Genomic DNA, 21,414 nt, shown 5'->3' with positions numbered 1-21,414 from the left:
GATGAAAATCATGGAAAAGATTTTGGATGTGAAGTGATTTAAACGTGAAGCTAAACTCGCCTTCCTCCAGTGAAGGACATAGTTAAGATCCTCCTTTAGCTTTAAGCCTAGAAGATCTCGTCAGAGTCGTTAAAAGGAGTAGCCCAGACCTAACGTAGTCTTGTAAAATGGCGAGAGCAAAGGAAAGTAGCGAAACGCCTAATCCAACGTACTCCATCGTGGAGTAACTGGGGTAAACTAGCTCAACTACGTTTTTCCCAGGTGGTAGAGTTCCATTATACCCTTTAATGAATATCCCGTTTACCTTAACTGCATATCCCATGTTATAGACTGAGAAGTTTAAAGGGAGCTCAGACTCAGTCACTATCTTCTCTCCGTTGAGGATTGGAGTAACCTTAAAGGAATAACTTGTGTTAACGTTTGGCCTACCCACAACGTAAACTGTCTTAGAGTCAACGGACTTTAACATGGTTATGTTAACGAAACCTTCAGTCAAGAAGTTGATTTCCTTCAGGTCCTGAACTGTGGATCCATTAGTTATAGGGCTCCCGTTAACCTCAAGCTTTATTGGCGTTGAGGTGTAGTAAAGCGTCCCGTTCAATGGAACTGAAGAGGTTAGCCTCACGGTCACAGGGACGGATGAGTACCAGGAAACCCAACTCTCAGTAACCTTAATTGGGAAGAAGTAGGATATCTCCACCAGGCTCAAGTTGAGCTCGTCATGTATCGGTATTAAAAACCCGAAAGCGAGATCCCTATCAGGTAAGGTCGTGTTAACTTCCTCTAAAAACTCTCTACCATTAACGGTCTCGGAGTAGAGTGTAGTCCTATTGCCAGCCTCTATGAACGAGAAGGTTACGTTAAAGGGACCCCTCTGTGGTAAAGGAGCTCCACTCCCTATAGAACGAAACTCACTTGAGCCGTTGAAGAGAACCAGCTCACTATTGCTCTGAAAGGGTATTATGAGAGTGTTGAAGTTAATAGGGTAAGAACTTTGGTTGGACAGATTGTAGGTTAAGAAGAAGTCTTCCGAGTACGACGAGACAACCCAATCTCCAACGATCGATATTGAGAAGTTCGTCAGGTTCGGAACTCTCCATCCGATGAACTGACCTCCCCTTAACGCCTCAAACGTTGATCCCGAAACTGAGATATTGTTTGAGGAGTAGTTAAGGGAGAAGTGAGTAGAGTTCAATATGGTTTCACCCTCGATTTCAGGTTTCCAAGTTGCATAACTTACGCTCAGGTTAGCCGGCAATATGGACCTAAGCTTAATCAACCCTGTATAGTTTTCGTTATACGTAACGTTACCATTACCGTTTACGAAGTATTGAACGAGAGAGCTAGGTAGGACCGAGAAGTTAACCGGGGCGGAAGAGAGTAGGGGAAAGGAGTAGTTCCATGAAACTAGCGTCGCGTTCTCAACCTGTTTGTCAATCTTAGCTATCTCGGAGGGGACCGCTATGGAATGGTAGTTCGCGATCTGCAAAACAGAGGCTAACAACAGCAGGAAGATCGTTATTCCTGTGATCGCCTTTCTTACGTCTTCATTCAACAGGAGCAATAAGGATAGTATAGCAACGGGGTAAAGCGCCTCGTTCCACGGTAAACCTGAGAGAAGGTAAACTAAAGAGCCTACAGCTATCACGACTCTAGTTTTTTCAACCCATTTTGCGAGGATCATAACTGCGGGAATTATGAAGGCTAAGGGAAAGAAATAGTTTGAGATTACAGGAGAGACCGGACCCCCAAAAATTAGATAAGGTATTATCCAGAAGGAGTTCGCACCTAAGATAGCTAAAGATATCCAACCAGCCTCCCTTTTGTAGGTGAGAACTGAGGTAACTATGGCCGAAACCGGAAACAAAACGAATGAGGATCCGATCACTGAGGACAGCATTATAGCTGAATACTTGATGGGATTGCGAACTTTAACTGTGGTTAGGTAAGCTAAGAAAGGGAGAACTGCGTAACCTAAAAGCAGATAAGGGTCTTGAAAGGGAGAGAGCAACTGATAGACCAGTGCGAGAATGGTTGAAATCCTAGAGTTAAACTTTTTGAAAAGTAAAAAAGAGGTGATCCCTGAAACGTAAGTCAATGAGGCTACGTAAACGTTGATTCCGAAAGCTCCGAGGAAGTGAGACGTTAAGTGAGATAGAGCCCAGGTCCCTAACGCTTGGTTGAGCTGAGGGAAGTAGGAAAAGGGAACCCAAAGGGAAAGCGGGCTCTGATTAAAGTAAAATGAGAGCGAGGACCACCAATAGTAACTCTCAGGGGAACCTAAGATGAGAGTAACGAGAGGGTATATCAGGAGCGCTGTGGGAGTCCTTGGGAACCTACTAGGTAACTTCCTATCCTCCACTACAATCCCTAGAACGCTAAATAAAAAGGAGTAAAACATCGTAAGCGAAAGTGGGTTAACAAGGGAGGAACTTACCCCCGGTTTCAGGTTAAGAAGACTTATTACAATTATTAATATTAAACCTGTTATAAGGCCTCCCCTTAAGTCGAGTTTCAGGTAAACCAAGGAGATTATTAATGCAGAGAACGCCGCGACCTGTAAACCAGCCTGAACGTTGAGGACTAAAAGCGAAAGTCCCAGAAAACCTAGGAACGATGTGGACAATTCCTTAAGGTAATAGGATATGAGAGACGCTAAGGCAGAGCTCAAGAGGAGAACGTAAGAGTGGGAGAAGTAAGTGAAGGGAACTAAAGCCACTGGTAGAGTCAGTGATAGGTCGCTGCCGATTAAAGAGAAAATCATGGCGATTAAGAGGACTATTCCTAAGCTTTCGTTAAACGGTAAATTAAAGAACGGAATGACCCCAACGATTGAGTCCATAAGTGCAGCTAACAGATAACGCGTTATCTGATCCATGCTTGATAGAGGTCCAGTGGTATAATATGTTTTTTCAACGTCTTCCTTAATGGGAGGTGAGGCAAAAGGTGGTGCTAAAGCTTCCTCAACCACATTTAAGTCCTCTCAGGAAGAACTGGACCTTTGATTACACATCACTACGTCTTTTCGATTAAGCTTGGACTCTATTTTCACTGTTCTATAGAACGCTTCGGCTCGCCTTGATGAATAGACCTACCAAGACATTTTAAGATCTCATTACCTTTGATCTTAACAAAGCAGTTACGTTAAAGAGACTTAACCTTCAAAAATAAGTGACCTTCAAATCTATCCTTTGATTTATAAAGCTCTTCTCCACGTTTTCTTTAAACCGAAAAGAACTATTTTATCTCTCAGCGGGTTAGGTAAAAACAAAATAAGACCTACAGTTGTACGCCTTATCTTACGCTTCAGAGAATATGGATTTATGCAAGGATTGGAAAAGATCATCTTCTCTTGCGTTGTGAGGTTCACTTCAGGCCTTCTATTTGAAGACAAACTGAGCAAATAGATAGAGACTTTACTGCTTGATAAATATAGCATTAAGGTTTTATCTATTTCTTTACTATGTCCTCTAAATTTATTATAAACTAGATTATAATCGTGGAAGTATCTTGAGGTCAAAGTAATTGATTTAGAATCAAATCGAAAATTGCTAGTGTTTTTAGGATGAACTCTGTATAACGTGAGCTTACCCTTCACGTTATAGAGACCTTCATAAAGTTTATTACAAATTGAGACGAAGGCTAGGTAACTGTCGACCGCTAGCTCTATAGACTTTAGGTCAGGTTCTATTAACTCCCTCCTTAACGCCATAGAGGAACTATTGCCGAGCAACCCGATGTGCTTACGATGATTATAAGTTTTGGGGTTCAGTAAAACGTCCTCCTTGATTCCTCTCTCTCCTACCTTATTACCGGACTGATCTATTAGTATGACTTGATTCCTAAATCCTCCTATCCTCCTCTCTTTGAAGGCCTTGTTAATGACCTGAAGTCTGTTCTCATCATACATGTCGTCATCATCCAGGACGGTTATTATGTCACCCTTAGCCTCTTGTATGGCATTATACGTGAACTCCCCTTGTCTTTTAGAATCGTCATAAATTATCTTAGCCCCATTTTTTCTAGCGTAATCGTCAACCTCTCTATCTTCTTCCTTCTTAGTCAAGATAACCTCATAAAGACCCTTGTCTAGAGTCTGATTGAAGACGCTATTCAAAGCGTGCTTTAAATAACCCCTCTTGTTGTACTCAGTAACGATGACGCTAATCACGATAGAGAATGATTAGAAAAACATTAAAGATTAACTGTGATTAGGTGAAATGATTATCCTTTGTAGCGTACATCATTCCACGTTTTCGGTCAAACGTATTTATGCTTCACACAGAACCCTTTGCTTTTCAACGTGCGCTATTGAAGTTCCTCTATCGCTTGAGTGTTCTTTCTATTTCTTTCTCGTAACTCTTTTATAGCTTTTGCGTGCTCACCATAACGTTGCCGTTCGGTCTCTAAAATCTCATCAAGTCAAGCCTTTGTGTAATGACATCACTCTTTAGCTTATCACAGACCTTAAACGCTAGGTTCCCCAACAGCCCTGGATTGTTAATTATTTCATTTACTGTTTTCCCGGTCATCATCAAATATCATATCAAAAGGTATTAATCTTTGTTAACTCTACACTTAACTAAAAATTACCAATTTGTCTAAAGTACTCCTTTTCTCTTCTTCATTCATTATAAACTGTAAATTATTTAGAATACAGTTAAATTTTAAAACTTTTCTCTTTCATGAGAACATTGACATCGTCTGTAACTCGTTCATTTATTTTGTTAAGTTTACATATAATACACTTATTCTATAGAAACGTTCTATAGAAGCGAAAATGGTGATAAGTTTTATAAATATCATCTTATAAGTAAATCATTATAATTAAAAATTTTAATATAAATGATTGCAAAAATTTCCTCTCGCCTTCAATGGAGAAGTTTTCTCTAGTCTAACTCACTAGAGTACTTGGAATGTCGACTCCTATGTCTTAACTTATAAGCCTCAATGTACTCTTCTTCAGCCTCCTTACCTCTTCCAAGCTTATTAAGTATTTCAGCCTTTAACAAATGATACTTTACACTGTTCCCGTTCAAGTTTATAGCAGCATTAATATCGGCAAGGGCTTGACTAAGTCTGCCAAGCTTGTAAAGTGCTTTACTTTTAGAGAAGTGATACGATGCGTCATCTGGGTTCAGATTTATTGCATTATTGAATTCCTTAATTGAATCATCTGGCCTATCAAGGTAATAGTATGTTAATCCTTTGTAGTAGTGATATTTGGAATTCTTTGGATTCAGTTTTATTGCGTTGTTTAGTTCTTCTAACGCCTCTTCGTATCTATAAAGTTCATACAATAAGTAACCTTTCCCGAATCTATATTCTGGGTTATTGGGATTCAGTTTTATTGCGTTGTTTAGTTCTTCTAACGCCTCTTCAAACCTATTAAGATTTGAGAGAACCTTACCCTTAGCGTAATAATACTCTGGATTATTTGGATTTTCTCTTATTTTCTCATCATAACTCTTAATAATCTTCTCATTATTTTCAACCGTTCTCTTACGCCTACCCTTACTATAAAGCGCATTAACCATAAAATAGAGATATTTTATGTTAAAATGGTCTAGCTGTATTGCGGTCCAAAGCTCTTCAAGAGCCTCATCAATTCTAAAAATCTCATAAAGCGCTTTACCCCTTAGGAAACGATACTCCGAATTGTCGGGATTTAGACTTATAGCTCTATTAAGGACCTCTATCGCATCGTTGTACCTTTTGAGTTCATAAAGCGCTTCGCCCTTAGCCCAATAATAGAATGGATTATCTGGCTTTCGCTTTATCTCCTCTTCAAGCTTTTCAACCGCCTTTATAAGCACTTTATACGCATCGTTGTATCTTTTGAGTTCATAAAGCGCTTCGCCCTTAAAGAAGTAGTACTCTGGTCTCTTATCGTTTAATCTTATAGCGTTATCAAACGCTTCAAGAGCGTCTTCATACTTTTTAACTTCATAAAGCGCTTTACCTTTAAAATAATAATACTCTGGATTATTTGGATTTTGTCTTATCGCTTTATAAAAAGCCTCTATCGCATCTTCATTCTCATGAACGTCATAAAGTATTAATCCCTTAAGGAAGTGATACTCTGGCTTATAAGGGTCTAGCCTCATTGCCTTATCTATCTCTTTGAGAGCCTCATCGTGTTTCCCATTATCAAAGAGTTCCTTACTTTTCTTGTAGTAATCTTCTGCGCTATTCCAAACCGTTTCGATGTTAGATACGTTGTCATTATTCCTCTGACGCTCTGGAAAAATAACGCCCTTCACCGAAGCGTTACTATCTGAAGAGGAGATGGCGCTCTTTAGCTTCTCGTACTCAAGTGGCTTAAGACCAAACCTTCTGAAGACATCAAAATAAGATCGAATAAAATCACGTACCTTATAGGGTGTGATATCAAGAGGAGAGTTCGCGTATTCCATGTAAACCTGGTTCAAATAGTCAAACAATTCCTTCGCTATGACGTCCTGATAAAGGATTCCCTCTTTAGATATCCTACGCAATTCATCAAGCTTACTAACGTACTCGTTGTGTTTTATAACCGAAGCGTAAGAGTTCCCATAACGTATTCTAGTTTCAGCGAAGTTTGTCAGAACTGCCCATTCCGCATTGAGCTCCCGTACGTAAGTGGTAACTTGATCTAAGTAATTATCTAGATTATCATTAAAATTCTTAACTAGTATTACAACTCTAGGTTCACCATTAACGTACAAAACGTAATCAATTTTACCCGCTCTAGTGTTTACCCCTCTCTTCACCTCATTAACGTTCTTCACATCCCAGCCCAAAGCTTCTAAAAGTGGCTCTATATAGATGAATTTAACGTCATCCTCCGTATAGGTATAGAGTTTCTGTTTTATCAAAACGCTTTCTCTATCATACTTACTAACTAACTGATTCATTAAATCCAATGAAGTTACGCCTCCGTTATACTAAGCTTTGGAAGCGTTAGCTAGCACAAGCTTTCCGTCAACATACCTAAACTCCCTTTTAACCTCCCAACCGTTTTCACACCGCGTAATTGCTATATATTTTACTTCTTTATCGTTTTCTCTGAAAGTGAAAAGACATTGATCTTTAACCTTAACGTCTAAGATAATCTTATATTTACTGAGGTCTTTCGTAGAAAAATCCAATTTAACTACAGGAATTTTAGGTTTTACATCAATGTCATTACCTTTGATAGTTGCATTATACCCCATGAAACCTACGAGTCCACCCAATTCGGTCTTAGGATTGACATTTAACTCAGTCAAAGCCTTATTCAGAACCTCCTTAGCGTAGTTATCGTCACGAACTATTATAGCTCCTATACTGTACTTTGAAGGGGTAAATATGTACACGTAATAATCTATAACTGCAAACGCTAAGTAATCATAAGTGTTCTGCTTATGAAGTGATAATAGCTTATTGATCGCAACGTCCTTGCTATCAACTTCAATAGGGTTAGACGTAGAGGGTAAAGCCGCTTGCTCATAATCCCTCTTAGAGTAAGAAATTGCGTTAAATAATTCAGCGTACTGCGACGGCTTCAAATTGAACTTCTTTAAAATCTCAAAATAAGTCAAAACGAAATCATATATCTTATAAATTGGAAGATCTAAAGAAGAGTTGGCATATTCCTTATAAACTTGATTCAAATCTTCAGGTAATTTCCTAAACTTATCCAACAACCTCTTCAACCTAGTTTCATATTCAATGATAACCTCTTTAGATAATAACAATATATCGTCAAGTTTATCAATATATTCACTATACTTCAAAGTTAATAAAGGATCGCTAGAGGACTGTGCATAATACAGTCTAGTCTCAGCAAAATTTGTTAAAATAACCCAATCTACACCCAGCTCTTTAGCGCAGTTGATAGCTTGACTAACCTGATTATCTAGCTTATCATTAAATTTACTAACCTTAATAATAAACTTGGCCTTTCCGTCAACGCTCAACATATAATCTACCTTATTATTGGATTTCGTACTAACCCCTCTCCTCACCTCACGTACATCGTCAACACTCCAACCCAGAGCCTTCAAAAAACGCTCTATAAATATCGCCTTCACATCATCCTCAGAGTAGTCATTAGCTCTTTGTAACGCATTATTTTTATACTCGTTAACTAATTCCTTTATCCTTTCCTTAATATCTTCATTCATTATTAAAAATATATCTCTGCATATTATATATTTTAATGTGGTAAAGCGCGTTTAAACAGAAAGAGTTACGACTATGGGATCAGAAGGAAGAGACCACTTCATAACAAAGGGACACAAAACAATAACTCGCAAATAGATCATCTAGAAGAGAATCTGACAAAGATAAAATATTTGCATTAGAACTTAATCAATTAAATAATAAAAATCATTTTTTAAAATGACGAGACTGCCCTTACGACGCAAAGCAAAATTCATTCAAAAATTTATTTGACAAGAAAGAAGATTAAACCGGGGGGTTGAAAAGAGAGATAGGTAAACTGGAGAGTTAAAGTAGATAAAGAGAATCATCTTAACTAACAAGTTCGTGATACTCTTTATGTAAACGCTTGAGATTATTAAGCCTACTATTAAGCCAAATAAAGGTAGCACAGAGATGTTTGATCCATACGTTAATTTTACAAATTAATAAACTTCTTAAGGAAAGAAGCTAAGTAAATCTCTCATTAAATCAACTTTTTAAAGAAGAGATCTGAGAATTTTTCTTACATAACGTCGAAGAATAAGCACATAGGTCTCTCTTGCGTTATATCCGCCCTTATACCTATGGCAAAAACGCGTTTAAAGGCTTCAATAAAGCACCAATCGTTTACCCTCGTTACTAGTCTTTTTGTAAACTCGTCTTTGTACTCCTTCAAAAAATCTTGAATACTACTATATCTTGTAGGATCATACAGAGCAAATAAGCGTAATGCACCTCTAGTTAAGTATTCTATCTTCTCTACAACGTATGGGTCATGAGAAGCGTAAAGTATTGATAGGTGATTTTCTATTTCCACAAGTTTCTTATCACTTGCTTGACTCCCTATTTCCACAACTTTCTCAGTATCATAAACAAGTAAGTAATCGTCTGCCACAAAGTCCGTGATATTATGAACTAATAACTTATTTAAAGCATCCTTTAGTTCCTCCACTGTAAATATCGTCTCTATCCTCTTTTTTCCTCTTCCTTTAATTTTAGCATAAAACACGTTTACGGGCACATTTACAGCATCTTTCGGTTTAAATGCTCGTTTCTCTTTAACAATCCTGTATTTAGTGTACTTAAATAAATCAGGCAAGTCTGAAGAGATCATAAAATACGTTTCAATGTAATTTTCCAGTTCAGTGTGTAGAGTTTCCATCTCATCCTCAACTTTCTTACTATGAATTTATATATTTTCAAGTGCATTTTAACAATAGTCTTAATGAGAAACGTAGTACGCATCAGGTTAGCTTCAAAGACTTGAAGTTAACAACAGTCTAGTTGAATAAGCTACAAGTTCTTAAACGACTAGGTGAAATTTCAGCGAGTCATGCCTCTAGAACAGTCAAGCTTTTCTTTAATGGTAGAACGTATCACATCACGTTAATTTATCGTCATAATCTTTACTGCCTTATGAGTATTTCCAAAAGACAGTCTTTTGATGAAAGTTTTATGAATAGCTTTAAGGAGTTTGCCTTACCTGATCATGCCATGTGGTGCACTCTGTCGGTAGCGTCAATGTCTACACTATACACTTTTTTACCTGGTGAATATAAATAGATTATCTACTATACACTTCGATAGCTGGTGAATATAAGTAGATTAAAGGTAAATTAGATATATCTCCAGCATTTGACGTAGTCTTTATGCTATCCTTCTTATACTTTACAATATAACCATATAGGTAGAGATCAAATGAGATGATTACATTACGTGCACTATAGTTTCTGCTAAACGAGAAGGTTGGAATAAGATTAGGTGGGAACGCTGCAAATAAAATGTCTGGTGCATATATTTTGTCTCCTACCTCGTGCATTTTGTCTCCTACATATATTATGTCAGTTCGAGTGTAATCTTCTAGGATAGAGTATATATGAGTTAGGAAATACCAATAGGGAGTACCACCAGGGTCATAAGCGGATAAAACTACTGATGGAGAATCCCAAGCAATCCCCATTATAAGCATTACGGTAAAGTGCGATAGTGTGGCTATTGAAGATAGTGGGTTTGGTACACTAACCGGAGTGAGTTTATCAGTTGCAGAATCTTTGACTCCAGCGTTAGGTATGTATTGCGATCTTGAATTTATAGTAAGCGAATCCTCGTTAGATTGTAGAATTATAGGTGCGACTATGCTAAATGGCATTAATTGTAGAACTTCATATATTCCGTAGTTTCCAGGTCCTTCGTAAACAGCAACTTGGCTACCTGGTTTCAGATTTAACGCACTCCTAATCTTAAATAATGCACTCATGAATATAATTATACATAAAAATTTTTTAAGCTTTTTGTAAGAATATTTTCAGCGTAATCTCAATAACCGTCGTAAAAGGGATAAAGTTAGAAAACGTGTAGTCAGAAAGCTAACTTCTATTATGATTAAATCATCAGATCAATTTTTCATCTCTATCAACTTTAAATACAAGATTGACATTATTATACGGGAAAAACATACAAAAGGAAAAAGATATAGTTTCTTTTTCACAAGAAACGCTTAGCTCACATGAACTTGAACTTGGAATTTCTAACCATAAGCTTGATAACTTCCATCTACATCATAAACCCTTACTATGTAACATCCAGGCTTTACGTGATGCGGAATTTGCAAAATTGCTGTAGCGTTTTTGCCCTAATGGCACTTCTAATGCAAAAGGCGTGGTCGTAACTGGATGTAAACTAAGCTCGTTATGTATATCACTCTTTAGGCATATGGGCAAGTTGCGTCATATTCTATTGATAAACTATCGTACCATTAGGATATAGCACTTGAACTAGCGTTATAAATCCTCCATAAATATCTGCAATTCACCATCCTCTGTAAATCTAAATTTCAACACCTAAACTTTCGCTTATTCCTAATAAGCTAGAACCAACTAGTACCTACCGGGGTAGAGGTCCTTATTAAAAAACGTTCAGTCAAAAAGATAAAATAAAAACCATATTAATCCTATTTCTTTAATAAAGATTTATATATGATAATTGAGAAGATAATTATAGCATCTTGGTGATAATCCATTCCAATATGGAATTAATAGATTTATTGATACATTTATTGAAAGGAAGCCTGATGTCGTAATAGGTGAAACTGGGGTTAAAGACTCAAGACCTTATGGTGTGTCGGTAATATGTCTAGCAAGAGAAAATAATACACAATACAAGGGCACTGAGATCCCAGTCAGGATGTATGTTAGTGCGATGAAAATAACAAATGCACACTAATAGCTTGCACGTACGTTAGCAATCTAGCAACACCATTATTAGAATAAAAATTTTTTATTTACTTTTTTATTTATAAAAAATCTCACTTCTACTCCACTAAAATAAACTTCCTCATAACCTCCAAACCCTACAAAAACCTCAGCACGTTATGTGAAATAGTAATCATTCAATTAAACACTCCTTAAACTTCAACCTCATCTAAAAACAAGGTCATCAAAACCAAACAAACAATTTCTCACCAAACTCACCCAATATATATCACGTTTTCCAATTCTAAAGGAGATTAAGCCCTTACTCAAACAAAATTTCCCTTAGTGCAAAAACTCACCGTTTAATCCTACTTACCTCTAGATCAAACTTCATGAACCTTATTAATTAATATCACTTCTTTAAAATCATTGATAATTTTTTATTATTATTATTGAAAAAACATACAGACGTTACGTTAAACATCTATAAGAAGGGCAATGCAATGGCTATCATAAGAGATTAGAATAACAACTACTAATTTTAAGTATGTCAGTAGTTTGCGATATTACAAAGAACTGAAGCCAATAATAAATATAAGACTATGTAAGGATAGTAGTAGACTGCCATCAACACATTACTTGATTTAGTATAGGCAACATTTTATCATTAGAATTTTAAAAAAATCTTGCACCATAAACAATTATCCTATCTCTTATTGGCCTGGGTAGAAACAGTACAAACCCAGCAATTTTTCTAGCTAATCTACTCTTAAATGATCCTCCACTAGACATAGTTAATAATTCAAGTTTTTCGTCTAATGTAAAATCTATATCTGGGCTCTTCCCATTAGAAAGTAAATAATATCCATAATAAAGTAGCTTAAAATTTAATCTAACAGTTTCTATACGTTTCCTCACTTCTTTACTACAATCTTTAAACTTATTAAGAAATAAATCAAAATCATGAATATATCTAGCGTAACGTAATGTTCGTTGTGATAAGGTTAACGAATTCAGAGTATGAAATCTGTATATTGTTAATTTCTCCTTACTTAAATAATATCCCTCGTAATTTTGATTACAGATTGAAGCGATAGCATAATATGTATCAACTGATAATTCTACTGATTTCAAATCATCACCTATAATATCTCTCCTTAAAGCAATAGAAGAACTATTATTAAAAATATCTGGATAATTCTTACGATAATTATATGTCTTAGAATTTAATAATACATTCTTCTTTAATTCTTCTTCTTTAATTTTATTACCTAATTTATCTATTAGGATCTGCTGATTCTTAAACCCTCCTATTCTCCTCTCTTTGAAAGCATTATAAACTATCCTTAGTCTATTCTCATCATACATGTCATCATCATCTAAAAAGGTTATAATATCACCCTTAGACTTTTCTATGCCTTTATACAGAAACTCTCCTTGCTTTTTAGAATCATCATAAATTATCTTAACCCCATTTTTTCTAGCATAATCATCAACTTCTCTATCCTCTTCCTTTTTTACTACAATAACCTCATATAGACTCTTATCTAGAGTCTGATTGAAAACACTATTCAAAGCGTATTTTAAATAACCCCTCTTAACATACTCACCAACAATAACACTAATCACAATTGATAATGACTAGAACAACACTAAAAAACTAATTGTGATAGGTAAAATTAATTATTCTTTATAGCATACATATTTCCCACCTTAGCATTTCTATCATACTTTACTGAGAATCCCTTACTTTTCAATATTTCCGGCAAGGTTTTAGGTCCATTATGATATTCTAAAACAATACTTTCAATCTTATCATACAATTCATCTGATAAGTAAGGTAAGGTATCGTACTCACAGCCCTCGCAATCCAATTTTAGGAGAGAAATTGATGAAATTTTAAAATCATTAACAATCTTCTGAAGGGAAATGGTCTTAACCCTTAAAACGTTAAATTCAATACCCTCAGTTATCTCACTAATAGGTTTAAATGAGTTCAGGTTGGGATTCTTTTTTGAAGCGTAAAGTTCCATCCCCCCCTCTTCTCTAGCAAATGCGTAGGGTAAGAGTACTATCTTATCTTCTAGGTTGTTTATCTTCACGTTCTCTTTAGCTAATTCAAAGTTTTCTGGAAAGGGCTCAAGTGCTATAACTCTTTCAGCACCGTTCAATGCAAAATAAATTGAAGAATCCCCATTATATGCTCCAACGTCAATTACAGTACCATGAAAGCTTTCACCATAAACCTTATCAATAAAGACCTCTAAAATAAGCCCAGCATCTGCTACAATTTCACGTCTAATTTTGATGCAAGGGCTTTTCGATTGGTAACATGCTGTAATTTTTTCTGAACTATCTGCTATTGTCCAACCAGCATCTAATACTTTAAGAAAATAATATATGAAAACAGAATATGGAAAGCTAATGTATTGTTTTTCCTTCTTTACTATAACTTTAATAGGTCTTTCTTGTTTACCTAACATCTTTAGAATTTCATTCTTAACCATATAAAACACTATTTCATTACTATTGATAGTATAGCGCCTAGCTAATTTGCTTATCACGATAAACTTTCTGAACTTTTCTAATATACTCATGCTTAACTTCTTTCTTTTACTCTTTAATATAAAAGCTTCACTTAACTAATAACATTATCAGAAATTGACTAAAAGATTTTAGAGAAGGATAATCATATGATAGAGATTAAGTTTTGCCTTAAAACTTCATTTGAGATAGTTATAAATCGTTCTAAGTAAAGTTTTATCTATGTTCAACATTGATAGTAGAAGATATTTAGTAGTTTAAAAGAAAATGTTCTTAATGCTTTATCCCTGGTTAACTTTACTTAAATCTAAGATTTTCACAAATAAGAGAAATTAAATTTTAGATTATTTTTATTCAGTAATTTTAAATTAAGTATATTAATAATAATTATAAAATTATAGCTAGTCTTGTTAATATCTTTAAACATTTATCTAACACATCTTGTCTCATTAATAAAGAAAAATCATCAGTTTTATATGGGTAAAAATACTAATATAGATTAATAATAACCTCCATTATTACTACTCAGCTGATAGTCTATTCGTGATAGAGAGTTTATTAAGAAATTTTTAGCGCATATCTTTTATAACATCAGTTTTATTAAAACCTTTATAAAGCTTAATTTATTATTTAAAAAAGAAAACATTATTTCTTTTTCGTCATTCTCAAATAATTTTATTTTCTTAAAAGTGAGAATTAAAAATAACAACAGGACCGAGTCGAACAATAGGGGATAAGGGAGGGGATCAAGAAAAACCTCGTAAATGAAAACCAATGGAATTATCGATAACACGACCAATTCCTTTTTCCCTAACGTAAATACTTGAGTGTATAAAGAATACCATAGGATGAACGAAGAACTAATCATTGAGGATAACAATTGAGAAATGGCCCCTCCTAAAATCCCTAATCTAGGAATTAGAATAAAGGACGTGATAACTACTGTTAGTCCAGTAATTATTGACAAGAAGATGAACGGTCTTAAATTTCTCTTAAAGGCAATAATTAACTGGCTTAGAATATTCATTGGTGTAGAAAGAGTAATTGCTAGTAATAATATTGTAATCACTGGCAAACCGCTCTTATAGTCTGGAAATAGGGTTGAAACCAGATAATAGGCAATCGGTAGAGATAAGATTGAAACTATAAGCGACATTATCGCAGTGGTCTTAAACGCCATTTTGCTCATTTTCACTTCGTCCTTCCCTTTTGCCCTATAGTATGAGGAAGACGTTAATAGAACATGATTTGCACTACTAATTACTGTACTAGGTACTCCGGATAGAAGAGCTGAAAATTGGTAAATTCCTAGATAAGCAGAGCCTAATAGATAGGCGGTAGTTACCCTATCCCCCTGAGAACTCAGAAAGTTAGAGATGTTCGATAAGTAAAACGGGAAGCCTTCCTTAAAGACTTTTTTGAAAATGATATGATCAAAAACTAAGGGCAGTCCTTTAACGTGATTGTAAACAATTAGAAAGGACGATAAGCTAGCTAAAAGCCCACCTAATGTCCAAATTAGGATAAACAAATAGATATCGTGGTAAATAATTGCAATAAGTGAAACTCCCCATCTTATTATGAGGAAAATTATGTTAATTATTGAATTTTCAGTAAATTTATTTAAACCCATTAATACTGAGGACGCAAACGTGAAAAACAAGTAAAGTATTAAGTAGGGTATCGCTAGCTTTACGTAATTTGGGAAGATCAAAAGGATTAGGAAAAACGGTGAAACCAAGAACGGAGTTATTAAGACCGTGCTAAGAAATCTTCTTTCTATGTTATTATGTGCGTACATGTAAGATACTTCTCTTATTATAACGTTTTTATTAAGGATTGCATAAAATGAGGTCATCGCTTCGAGAAGTTGAATAATTGCAATTTCACCAAAGAATGCCGGTTCAGTTATCTTTGCAGTAAATATGAAGAAAACAAAAGCCACGAAAATATTTACAGCAGTTACGCTAAGACTCTTAAGATAATTAATTATTGGATTCATGATTTTCTCAGACCTCCTTCACGTTTTCCTCCCCTTTTTTTCAAGTAATAAACTGTTTTCTATATCTATAGTGTGACAAATTGTGAGTTATAGCAATCGTTATCGCGTTACTTTCTACGCTCAACATCTTACCTCACTTAATTTTTAGGATTAAAAAGGTTGTCATGGCTATCTCTTTGTCATCAAAGATGGTGTACTAATCACTGATAGCTAGTTTACTCACAAGATTTATGTTCATCTAATAATAATAAAGAATAACTGAATTATAGAAAATATTGCTAGGTTTCCGTTATCTAGTGCATATAAGAGTTTGTTTTTGATCACAAATAGATTTTACCTGATAAGGGGCTAAGGAAAAGCTATAATTTTATAGCACAAACTCTTTTTATTTGGAATAACACGTGTATGAGTATTCAAAGTTGTCTTATTTACTCTTGATTGAAATCTTCTTCATATTACAATATTAAAAGTATTCAGTTTTGTTTAACTATCTTTTAAAATCTCTGCTAAATAGTTTACGAATTAATTTCAAGCTCTCATTTAATTTATTTCTTAAAATTAGATAAATTACTAGAACGATTAATAGTAAAGGATATGATAGTACGTAAATATACGCATAAACGTTTGTATAATTAAAATTAATAGTGGTAAACGAAGATGAGGGTTTTACGAGTAGCAAGTACGTTTGATTACCATATAACGGAATTATTATCAAATTAGAATAATTCCCACTATAATAATTAACATACTCAGGATAGTAATAATATCTTACAATTAGAGGGACATAGCTGTAATTTTGTTTATCCTCCACTGACAGTTTGACTTTAAACTCATTCGGAGAATCACCATATACTGTAGTTTTTGCGTTAACATTGTTAATCATTATCACCGTAATGTTGTCATTGATATTTGCAATATTTATGCTTTCTTTACCAACATATTTAAGTAAGTAACCTTCATACGATTTGGGAATTATTATTGCATTGGAGTAATTAACAAAATTAATGTCCAAGGCTTCTTGTAATAATGTTAACCTATAGGGAATATAACTTGGCGAGGAAGACGGCCAAAGAGGTCCAGTAATGTTTACTAAGATTATATATTTCACTGGTGAAACAGCTTGTTCATTTGAAAAATGATAAAGTGTCATTTGACTGTTATTAAAAAGAACTGGATAATCTTTCAAATAATTTTCAAATCTTTGAATTATTGTTTGATCATAGAGCCCATAATAGTAGCTAGGTATAAAATTTTTAGTTAAAACAACGTAATTTATACCTAGGATTTTCATAGTATTTATCATGGGTTCTAAATCTGTTAGGTTCTTTAATGGATAAAAGAGCATAAAAAACTCTAAGGAATAACCAGGTTTATTTGAGAAATAACAGGACGAATACTCATCACCCTTGAGTAGGGAATACCAGAAACCAAAACCAACATATACACTTTTGGAAAAATTGTATGCGACGTAGGCAGGGCCTAATGGGTAAATTAGTATTCGTGGATTATATACGTTTGTAGAACTAATAATATTTGATATTTCATATAAATAACTGGGAAGTTGAGTTTGGGTAGGATATCGAGTTAGCCCGGGAAAGGAGTAAGAAGCTGAGAAATTAGCACCAACTGAAATAATCAGTAATAAAATAATTAAGACTTCCGCTATTATTTTCCTAAAATTGAGAAAGCTAAGCCCGGTTCCTAGAATAAGGGAAAAAGAGAGAGATAAGAAATACGTAAAACTGAGCGATGGAATATCAAGGCTCCAAAGATAAGGTATATTCTTATATAAGTTTAAATAAAAGCTGGTAAAGACAAAAGGAGCTGCTAACCATCCGCTTAAAAAGAGAAAAGTGATAAGAAATGGTAAGGCTTGTGGTAATTTCTTCTTTACAATAAATGGTATTATAATTAAAATTGTATTTAAAGAGAAAAGTAATAAGACGATGGAGTTAATTTTTACAAAAATCGAGTTTTGATAATAAGACAAAGTAAGAACATTACCTATGCTTCCTTGTCTGGTAACAATACAATATTCTAATATACTAAGAAAACTATTTTGAGAATTAGTAAAAGCTTCTGGATTTGTATATGAATGATAAAAGCTTAAGTATAATTTTAAAATGATAATATTAAATATTACAACTGAACTAAAGGCTAAAACGAGAATTTTTATTTTTTGTTTAATTGGTTCTTTGCTAATAGCTAGAAAAGATAAAAACAATACAGCTAACATGCTATAGACAACAAGTATTAAAGTAGGAATAGAGTTTATAAATATAATAATTAATAATGCAGTTATGATAACTTTTATTATCTTAATAAATATTTTTTCACTGTCATTAACTATAGAGTCTATAAAATAAATAATCCAAGGAAAAGATAGGAAAATAGGAAAAAATGTAGATGTGAATATTTTTATAATATAATGAAGATTTATTGAAGTATATAATAAAATTTCTGATAATATAGTGACAAAATAGATATATATATTAACTTTAGTAAAATCTTGCCTAATTAGATTCTTATAAATTAGAAGAGATATTGCTAAATTTCCTACAAATGCAACTAAAGGAAAATCAATGATTTGTGAATATTGATTAAAAAAGGGTAATAGAAGTATAAAAGCAATAATATTATTCACTGGCGGATAATTCACTATCGCTGGAGAACCTCCGTTTATGTTCGTAAAGAATAGATTATAATTGTAGAATACGTTTGGTGACAATGGATAAACATTATCTGCACCCGTAAAAATTGAACCAGAATGATAAACTAAAATTGTTGTTATAATAGAAGATAGAAATGAGGTAATTAAAGTGAATGTAAGTTTATTATTTGCATTGTTTGCTAATGCACTCTTCACAGATTTGCTACTCAAAAAGCTTATATAAAAATTTTATTAGAACTAGGATATGAAGGATTTAGTAGGTTGTATTGTTACGTATAAACCTAATGTTGGTCATCTGAAATTATTGATAGATAAATTAAATAAAAAAGATATTTACGCTACTCTATTTGATAATATTCCCGTAAATGGCTTAAATAGCCAAATTGTAAACGCTGACAGAAGAATATCTTTTGGGTAAAACATGGAAAATGAAATATATCTCCTAATTAAGAGGCAACATGATTTATATTATATAAAATGTATGTTAGTTATAATTTCAATTCTTTATAATAAACTTAGATTTTTAGAACTTCCAAAATATTATTGAAAGTCCTATATCATAGTATCATTGAAGATTTAGAGATGGATAATGAGAACATTGTTAAAAACCTTAAGGCGAATTAAATGACAAATGTAAATATATTATTCTTTAACATTCCACATTTAAGTGTAGGAAGAGGAGGAGAAGTTTGGGTAAGAGAGGTGATAGACTTTTTAAATAAAAAACACTTTAAGTTAAGCTAATTACTACAGATTGTTGTAATCAGCGCAAAGTAAAGGTTGATTTTGAATATAAAGTAATAAAATTAAAAAGAAAGTTTGGTCTATATTTATATGATTTTAATGAAATAGAAGAGGATATAAAATGGGCCGACGTTGTGTATTATTTTAACACTTTTATAGGATCTCACATACCATTGATCCTGCATAAAAAGGAACTTTACAAAAAGATAATCTTTGGATATCATGCTAAAAATGATTGGAATTTAACCCAAAAGATATATTATTCTATAACTAATAAATTTTTGAAGGACTTTGGTTATCATCACGTTCTTACTAAGTACTATTACGATAAGCTTATACGTAAAGGTTTCAAGAGAGCGTTCGTTATACCAAATTTTATTGATATAGAAAAATTTAGACCTAAGGAAAAGAAACCAGAATTTACTGTAGTTGCACCTGGAGCTGTAAGTATAGAAAAGGGTCTTGATACTTTACAAGTAGTTGCCGATAAATTGGGTGATGTTAATGTATATTTAACTGGAAAAGGCCTACCTAAAGGTATTATTTTGCCTAAAAATGTGAAATATTTAGGTTATATAGATGATAATAGTAAGGTAGAACTTCTCTCCTCCTGTCACGTATGCTTATTACCAACTAAAGGAGAAACGTTTTCTATTACGTTATTAGAGTGTTTAGCTACTGGAAATTTGGTAGTAACACGAGATTTGCCAGAACTGAGAGAAGTTTCTGGTAACATTCCTAGCGTATTTTTTGCAAGAAACGATCAAGAGTTTATAGATAATATTTTAAAAGTTAAAGAAATTTATGAGAAAAATAGGGGAAGATTTGATGAACTTTCTTTAATGTCAGCTAAAAGAGCCTCTAACTTCGAAAAGAATAAGGTGCTTAACGATTTCGAGAATAAACTAGTGGAAATTTATAATACATCATTAAATTTAGACTAAAAGAGAAAATTTTACTTATAATCAACTTCCTTTTTAAGATTCTTTCATCTAAATCGAAAAAATATTATCTTAAATTCAGGTAAAAATAATAAATATCTATAATAATTAAAAAATCCTTCGCGTAAATTTTATTTCCCCGGCAATTTAATTACATTCAGCATGAAGGTTAGTGTAGCCATTCCAACATATAATAGAAAAGAGAAGTTGAAAAGGCTCTTGTATTCCGTGAAGAATTCCTCCTTTAACGATTTTGAAATAATAGTCGTGGACGACGCCTCTACTGATGGAACTGAAGAAATGATAAAGGATGAATTTCCAGATGTGATCTACATAAAACACGATAAGCCGACGTTAGTGGCGAAATCTAGAAACGATGCGATCGAAGCTAGTCAAGGCGAATTCATTTTCTTCATAGATGACGATAACGTGGTGGAAAGAGACACAATACAGAAACTGTATGATTATGTAATAAAACATGAAGAAGTTGGTGTAATAGCTCCAGTTACCTGTTACTACAAAAAACCAGAAACGGTGATGTACGCTGGTGCAGTTTATTCAAGAATTATGAGAAGAACAATCTTTTTAGATCATAATTGTAAATGTAAGGATTTAGAGGACAAGGTAATAGAAGCTGATACTTTTGCTAATAGTTACATGATTCGTAAAGAGGCGATTAGAAAGGCTGGCCTAATTCCTTGGAAGAGAATACCTTGGAATGGAGAAGATGGGTATTTGCAATATAGGATAAAAAAGCAAGGATATAAGAACTTGACCCTAGGCTCAGCTAGAGTTTATCATGACGTTGATTTGTCGGAAGGTATAAAGAGGTACAATGAAATGAGAGTTTATTACGCTGTAAGGTCTAAAATATTTCATGAAATGGATTTAGAGATCTCTCCTCATAAGGTTACATTTCTAATCTCTCTTCCGATATATGTTGGATATTATGCATATGTTGGATTTAATAGTAAAGGATTACGAGGTTTAAAGGCCGCTCTTGAAGGCTTTATTGATGGTATAAGAGGGAACGAAGAGCTTAAATACGTTATATAAAGAAAAGAAATAACATACGTACACAGTTTTGGCTAATTGGTTGTTTGATTATGTCTTTAAATATACTTATATATGATATATATATAAATAAATTACTTC

General features: G+C 33.7%; 13 protein-coding genes. 3 read left to right on the top strand and 10 right to left on the bottom strand.

All coding sequences use genetic code 11. The features are described 5' to 3' along the window. Positions 1-82: 82 nt before the first annotated feature. The 10 genes from MCUP_RS04715 to MCUP_RS04665 form a co-directional block, all read right to left on the bottom strand. Entirely contained in the window at positions 83-2,971 is a 2,889-nt protein-coding gene (locus tag MCUP_RS04715) for a hypothetical protein (protein ID WP_048057485.1), read from the bottom strand. Positions 2,972-3,196: 225 nt separating this feature from the next. Beyond that, positions 3,197-4,171, bottom strand: coding sequence for a glycosyltransferase (locus tag MCUP_RS04710; protein WP_048057484.1), 975 nt, complete (start codon positions 4,169-4,171; stop codon positions 3,197-3,199). Between the two features lie 718 nt (positions 4,172-4,889). Then, a complete protein-coding gene (locus MCUP_RS04705) occupies positions 4,890-6,896 on the bottom strand; it encodes a tetratricopeptide repeat protein (protein ID WP_013737541.1) in 2,007 nt (668 codons plus the stop codon). A 30-nt stretch (positions 6,897-6,926) separates the two neighbouring features. Next, a complete protein-coding gene (locus tag MCUP_RS04700) occupies positions 6,927-8,147 on the bottom strand; it encodes a hypothetical protein (RefSeq protein WP_013737540.1) in 1,221 nt (406 codons plus the stop codon). Between the two features lie 542 nt (positions 8,148-8,689). Further along, positions 8,690-9,328 carry a hypothetical protein gene (locus tag MCUP_RS04695; protein WP_013737539.1) on the bottom strand — a complete coding sequence of 213 codons (639 nt, stop codon included), beginning with the start codon at positions 9,326-9,328 and terminating at the stop codon, positions 8,690-8,692. Between the two features lie 402 nt (positions 9,329-9,730). Next, positions 9,731-10,423, bottom strand: coding sequence for a hypothetical protein (locus MCUP_RS04690; RefSeq protein ID WP_013737538.1), 693 nt, complete (start codon positions 10,421-10,423; stop codon positions 9,731-9,733). 1,609 nt (positions 10,424-12,032) lie between these two features. Continuing rightward, positions 12,033-12,986, bottom strand: coding sequence for a glycosyltransferase (locus tag MCUP_RS04680; RefSeq protein ID WP_013737537.1), 954 nt, complete (start codon positions 12,984-12,986; stop codon positions 12,033-12,035). A 50-nt stretch (positions 12,987-13,036) separates the two neighbouring features. Beyond that, positions 13,037-13,954 carry an FkbM family methyltransferase gene (locus MCUP_RS09745; RefSeq protein ID WP_013737536.1) on the bottom strand — a complete coding sequence of 306 codons (918 nt, stop codon included), beginning with the start codon at positions 13,952-13,954 and terminating at the stop codon, positions 13,037-13,039. Between the two features lie 530 nt (positions 13,955-14,484). Next, positions 14,485-15,903, bottom strand: a complete 1,419-nt coding sequence (locus tag MCUP_RS04670) for an oligosaccharide flippase family protein (protein WP_013737535.1) — start codon at positions 15,901-15,903, stop codon at positions 14,485-14,487. 487 nt (positions 15,904-16,390) lie between these two features. Continuing rightward, positions 16,391-18,769, bottom strand: coding sequence for a hypothetical protein (locus tag MCUP_RS04665; protein WP_048057482.1), 2,379 nt, complete (start codon positions 18,767-18,769; stop codon positions 16,391-16,393). 49 nt (positions 18,770-18,818) lie between these two features. On the opposite strand from MCUP_RS04665, the gene MCUP_RS10000 reads away from it, so the two are divergent. The 3 genes from MCUP_RS10000 (at position 18,819) to MCUP_RS04655 (ending at position 21,315) form a co-directional block, all read left to right on the top strand. Next, the gene (locus MCUP_RS10000; protein WP_158305256.1) at positions 18,819-18,992 is read left to right on the top strand and encodes a hypothetical protein; all 174 of its coding nucleotides are present in this window, start codon (positions 18,819-18,821) and stop codon (positions 18,990-18,992) included. 499 nt (positions 18,993-19,491) lie between these two features. After that, positions 19,492-20,262, top strand: coding sequence for a glycosyltransferase family 4 protein (locus tag MCUP_RS04660; protein WP_237698024.1), 771 nt, complete (start codon positions 19,492-19,494; stop codon positions 20,260-20,262). A 159-nt stretch (positions 20,263-20,421) separates the two neighbouring features. After that, complete coding sequence (locus tag MCUP_RS04655) at positions 20,422-21,315, top strand: glycosyltransferase family 2 protein (protein WP_013737530.1); 894 nt, start codon at positions 20,422-20,424, stop codon at positions 21,313-21,315. Positions 21,316-21,414 lie beyond the last annotated feature (99 nt).

Source organism: Metallosphaera cuprina Ar-4, assembly GCF_000204925.1.
Lineage (GTDB): Archaea > Thermoproteota > Thermoprotei_A > Sulfolobales > Sulfolobaceae > Metallosphaera > Metallosphaera cuprina.
The sequence above is the reverse complement of the archived record's forward strand: the minus strand, read 5'-3'. Positions and strand labels throughout refer to the sequence as shown.

Bases quoted from the DNA above. Each gene is read 5' to 3' on its own strand.
- MCUP_RS09745 (WP_013737536.1), bottom strand. From the start codon at position 13,954: ATGAGTATATTAGAAAAGTTCAGAAAGTTTATCGTGATAAGCAAATTA.
- MCUP_RS10000 (WP_158305256.1), top strand. From the start codon at position 18,819: ATGAAGGATTTAGTAGGTTGTATTGTTACGTATAAACCTAATGTTGGT.
- MCUP_RS04705 (WP_013737541.1), bottom strand. From the start codon at position 6,896: ATGAATCAGTTAGTTAGTAAGTATGATAGAGAAAGCGTTTTGATAAAA.
- MCUP_RS04655 (WP_013737530.1), top strand. From the start codon at position 20,422: ATGAAGGTTAGTGTAGCCATTCCAACATATAATAGAAAAGAGAAGTTG.
- MCUP_RS04690 (WP_013737538.1), bottom strand. From the start codon at position 10,423: ATGAGTGCATTATTTAAGATTAGGAGTGCGTTAAATCTGAAACCAGGT.
- MCUP_RS04695 (WP_013737539.1), bottom strand. From the start codon at position 9,328: ATGGAAACTCTACACACTGAACTGGAAAATTACATTGAAACGTATTTT.
- MCUP_RS04700 (WP_013737540.1), bottom strand. From the start codon at position 8,147: ATGAATGAAGATATTAAGGAAAGGATAAAGGAATTAGTTAACGAGTAT.
- MCUP_RS04670 (WP_013737535.1), bottom strand. From the start codon at position 15,903: ATGAATCCAATAATTAATTATCTTAAGAGTCTTAGCGTAACTGCTGTA.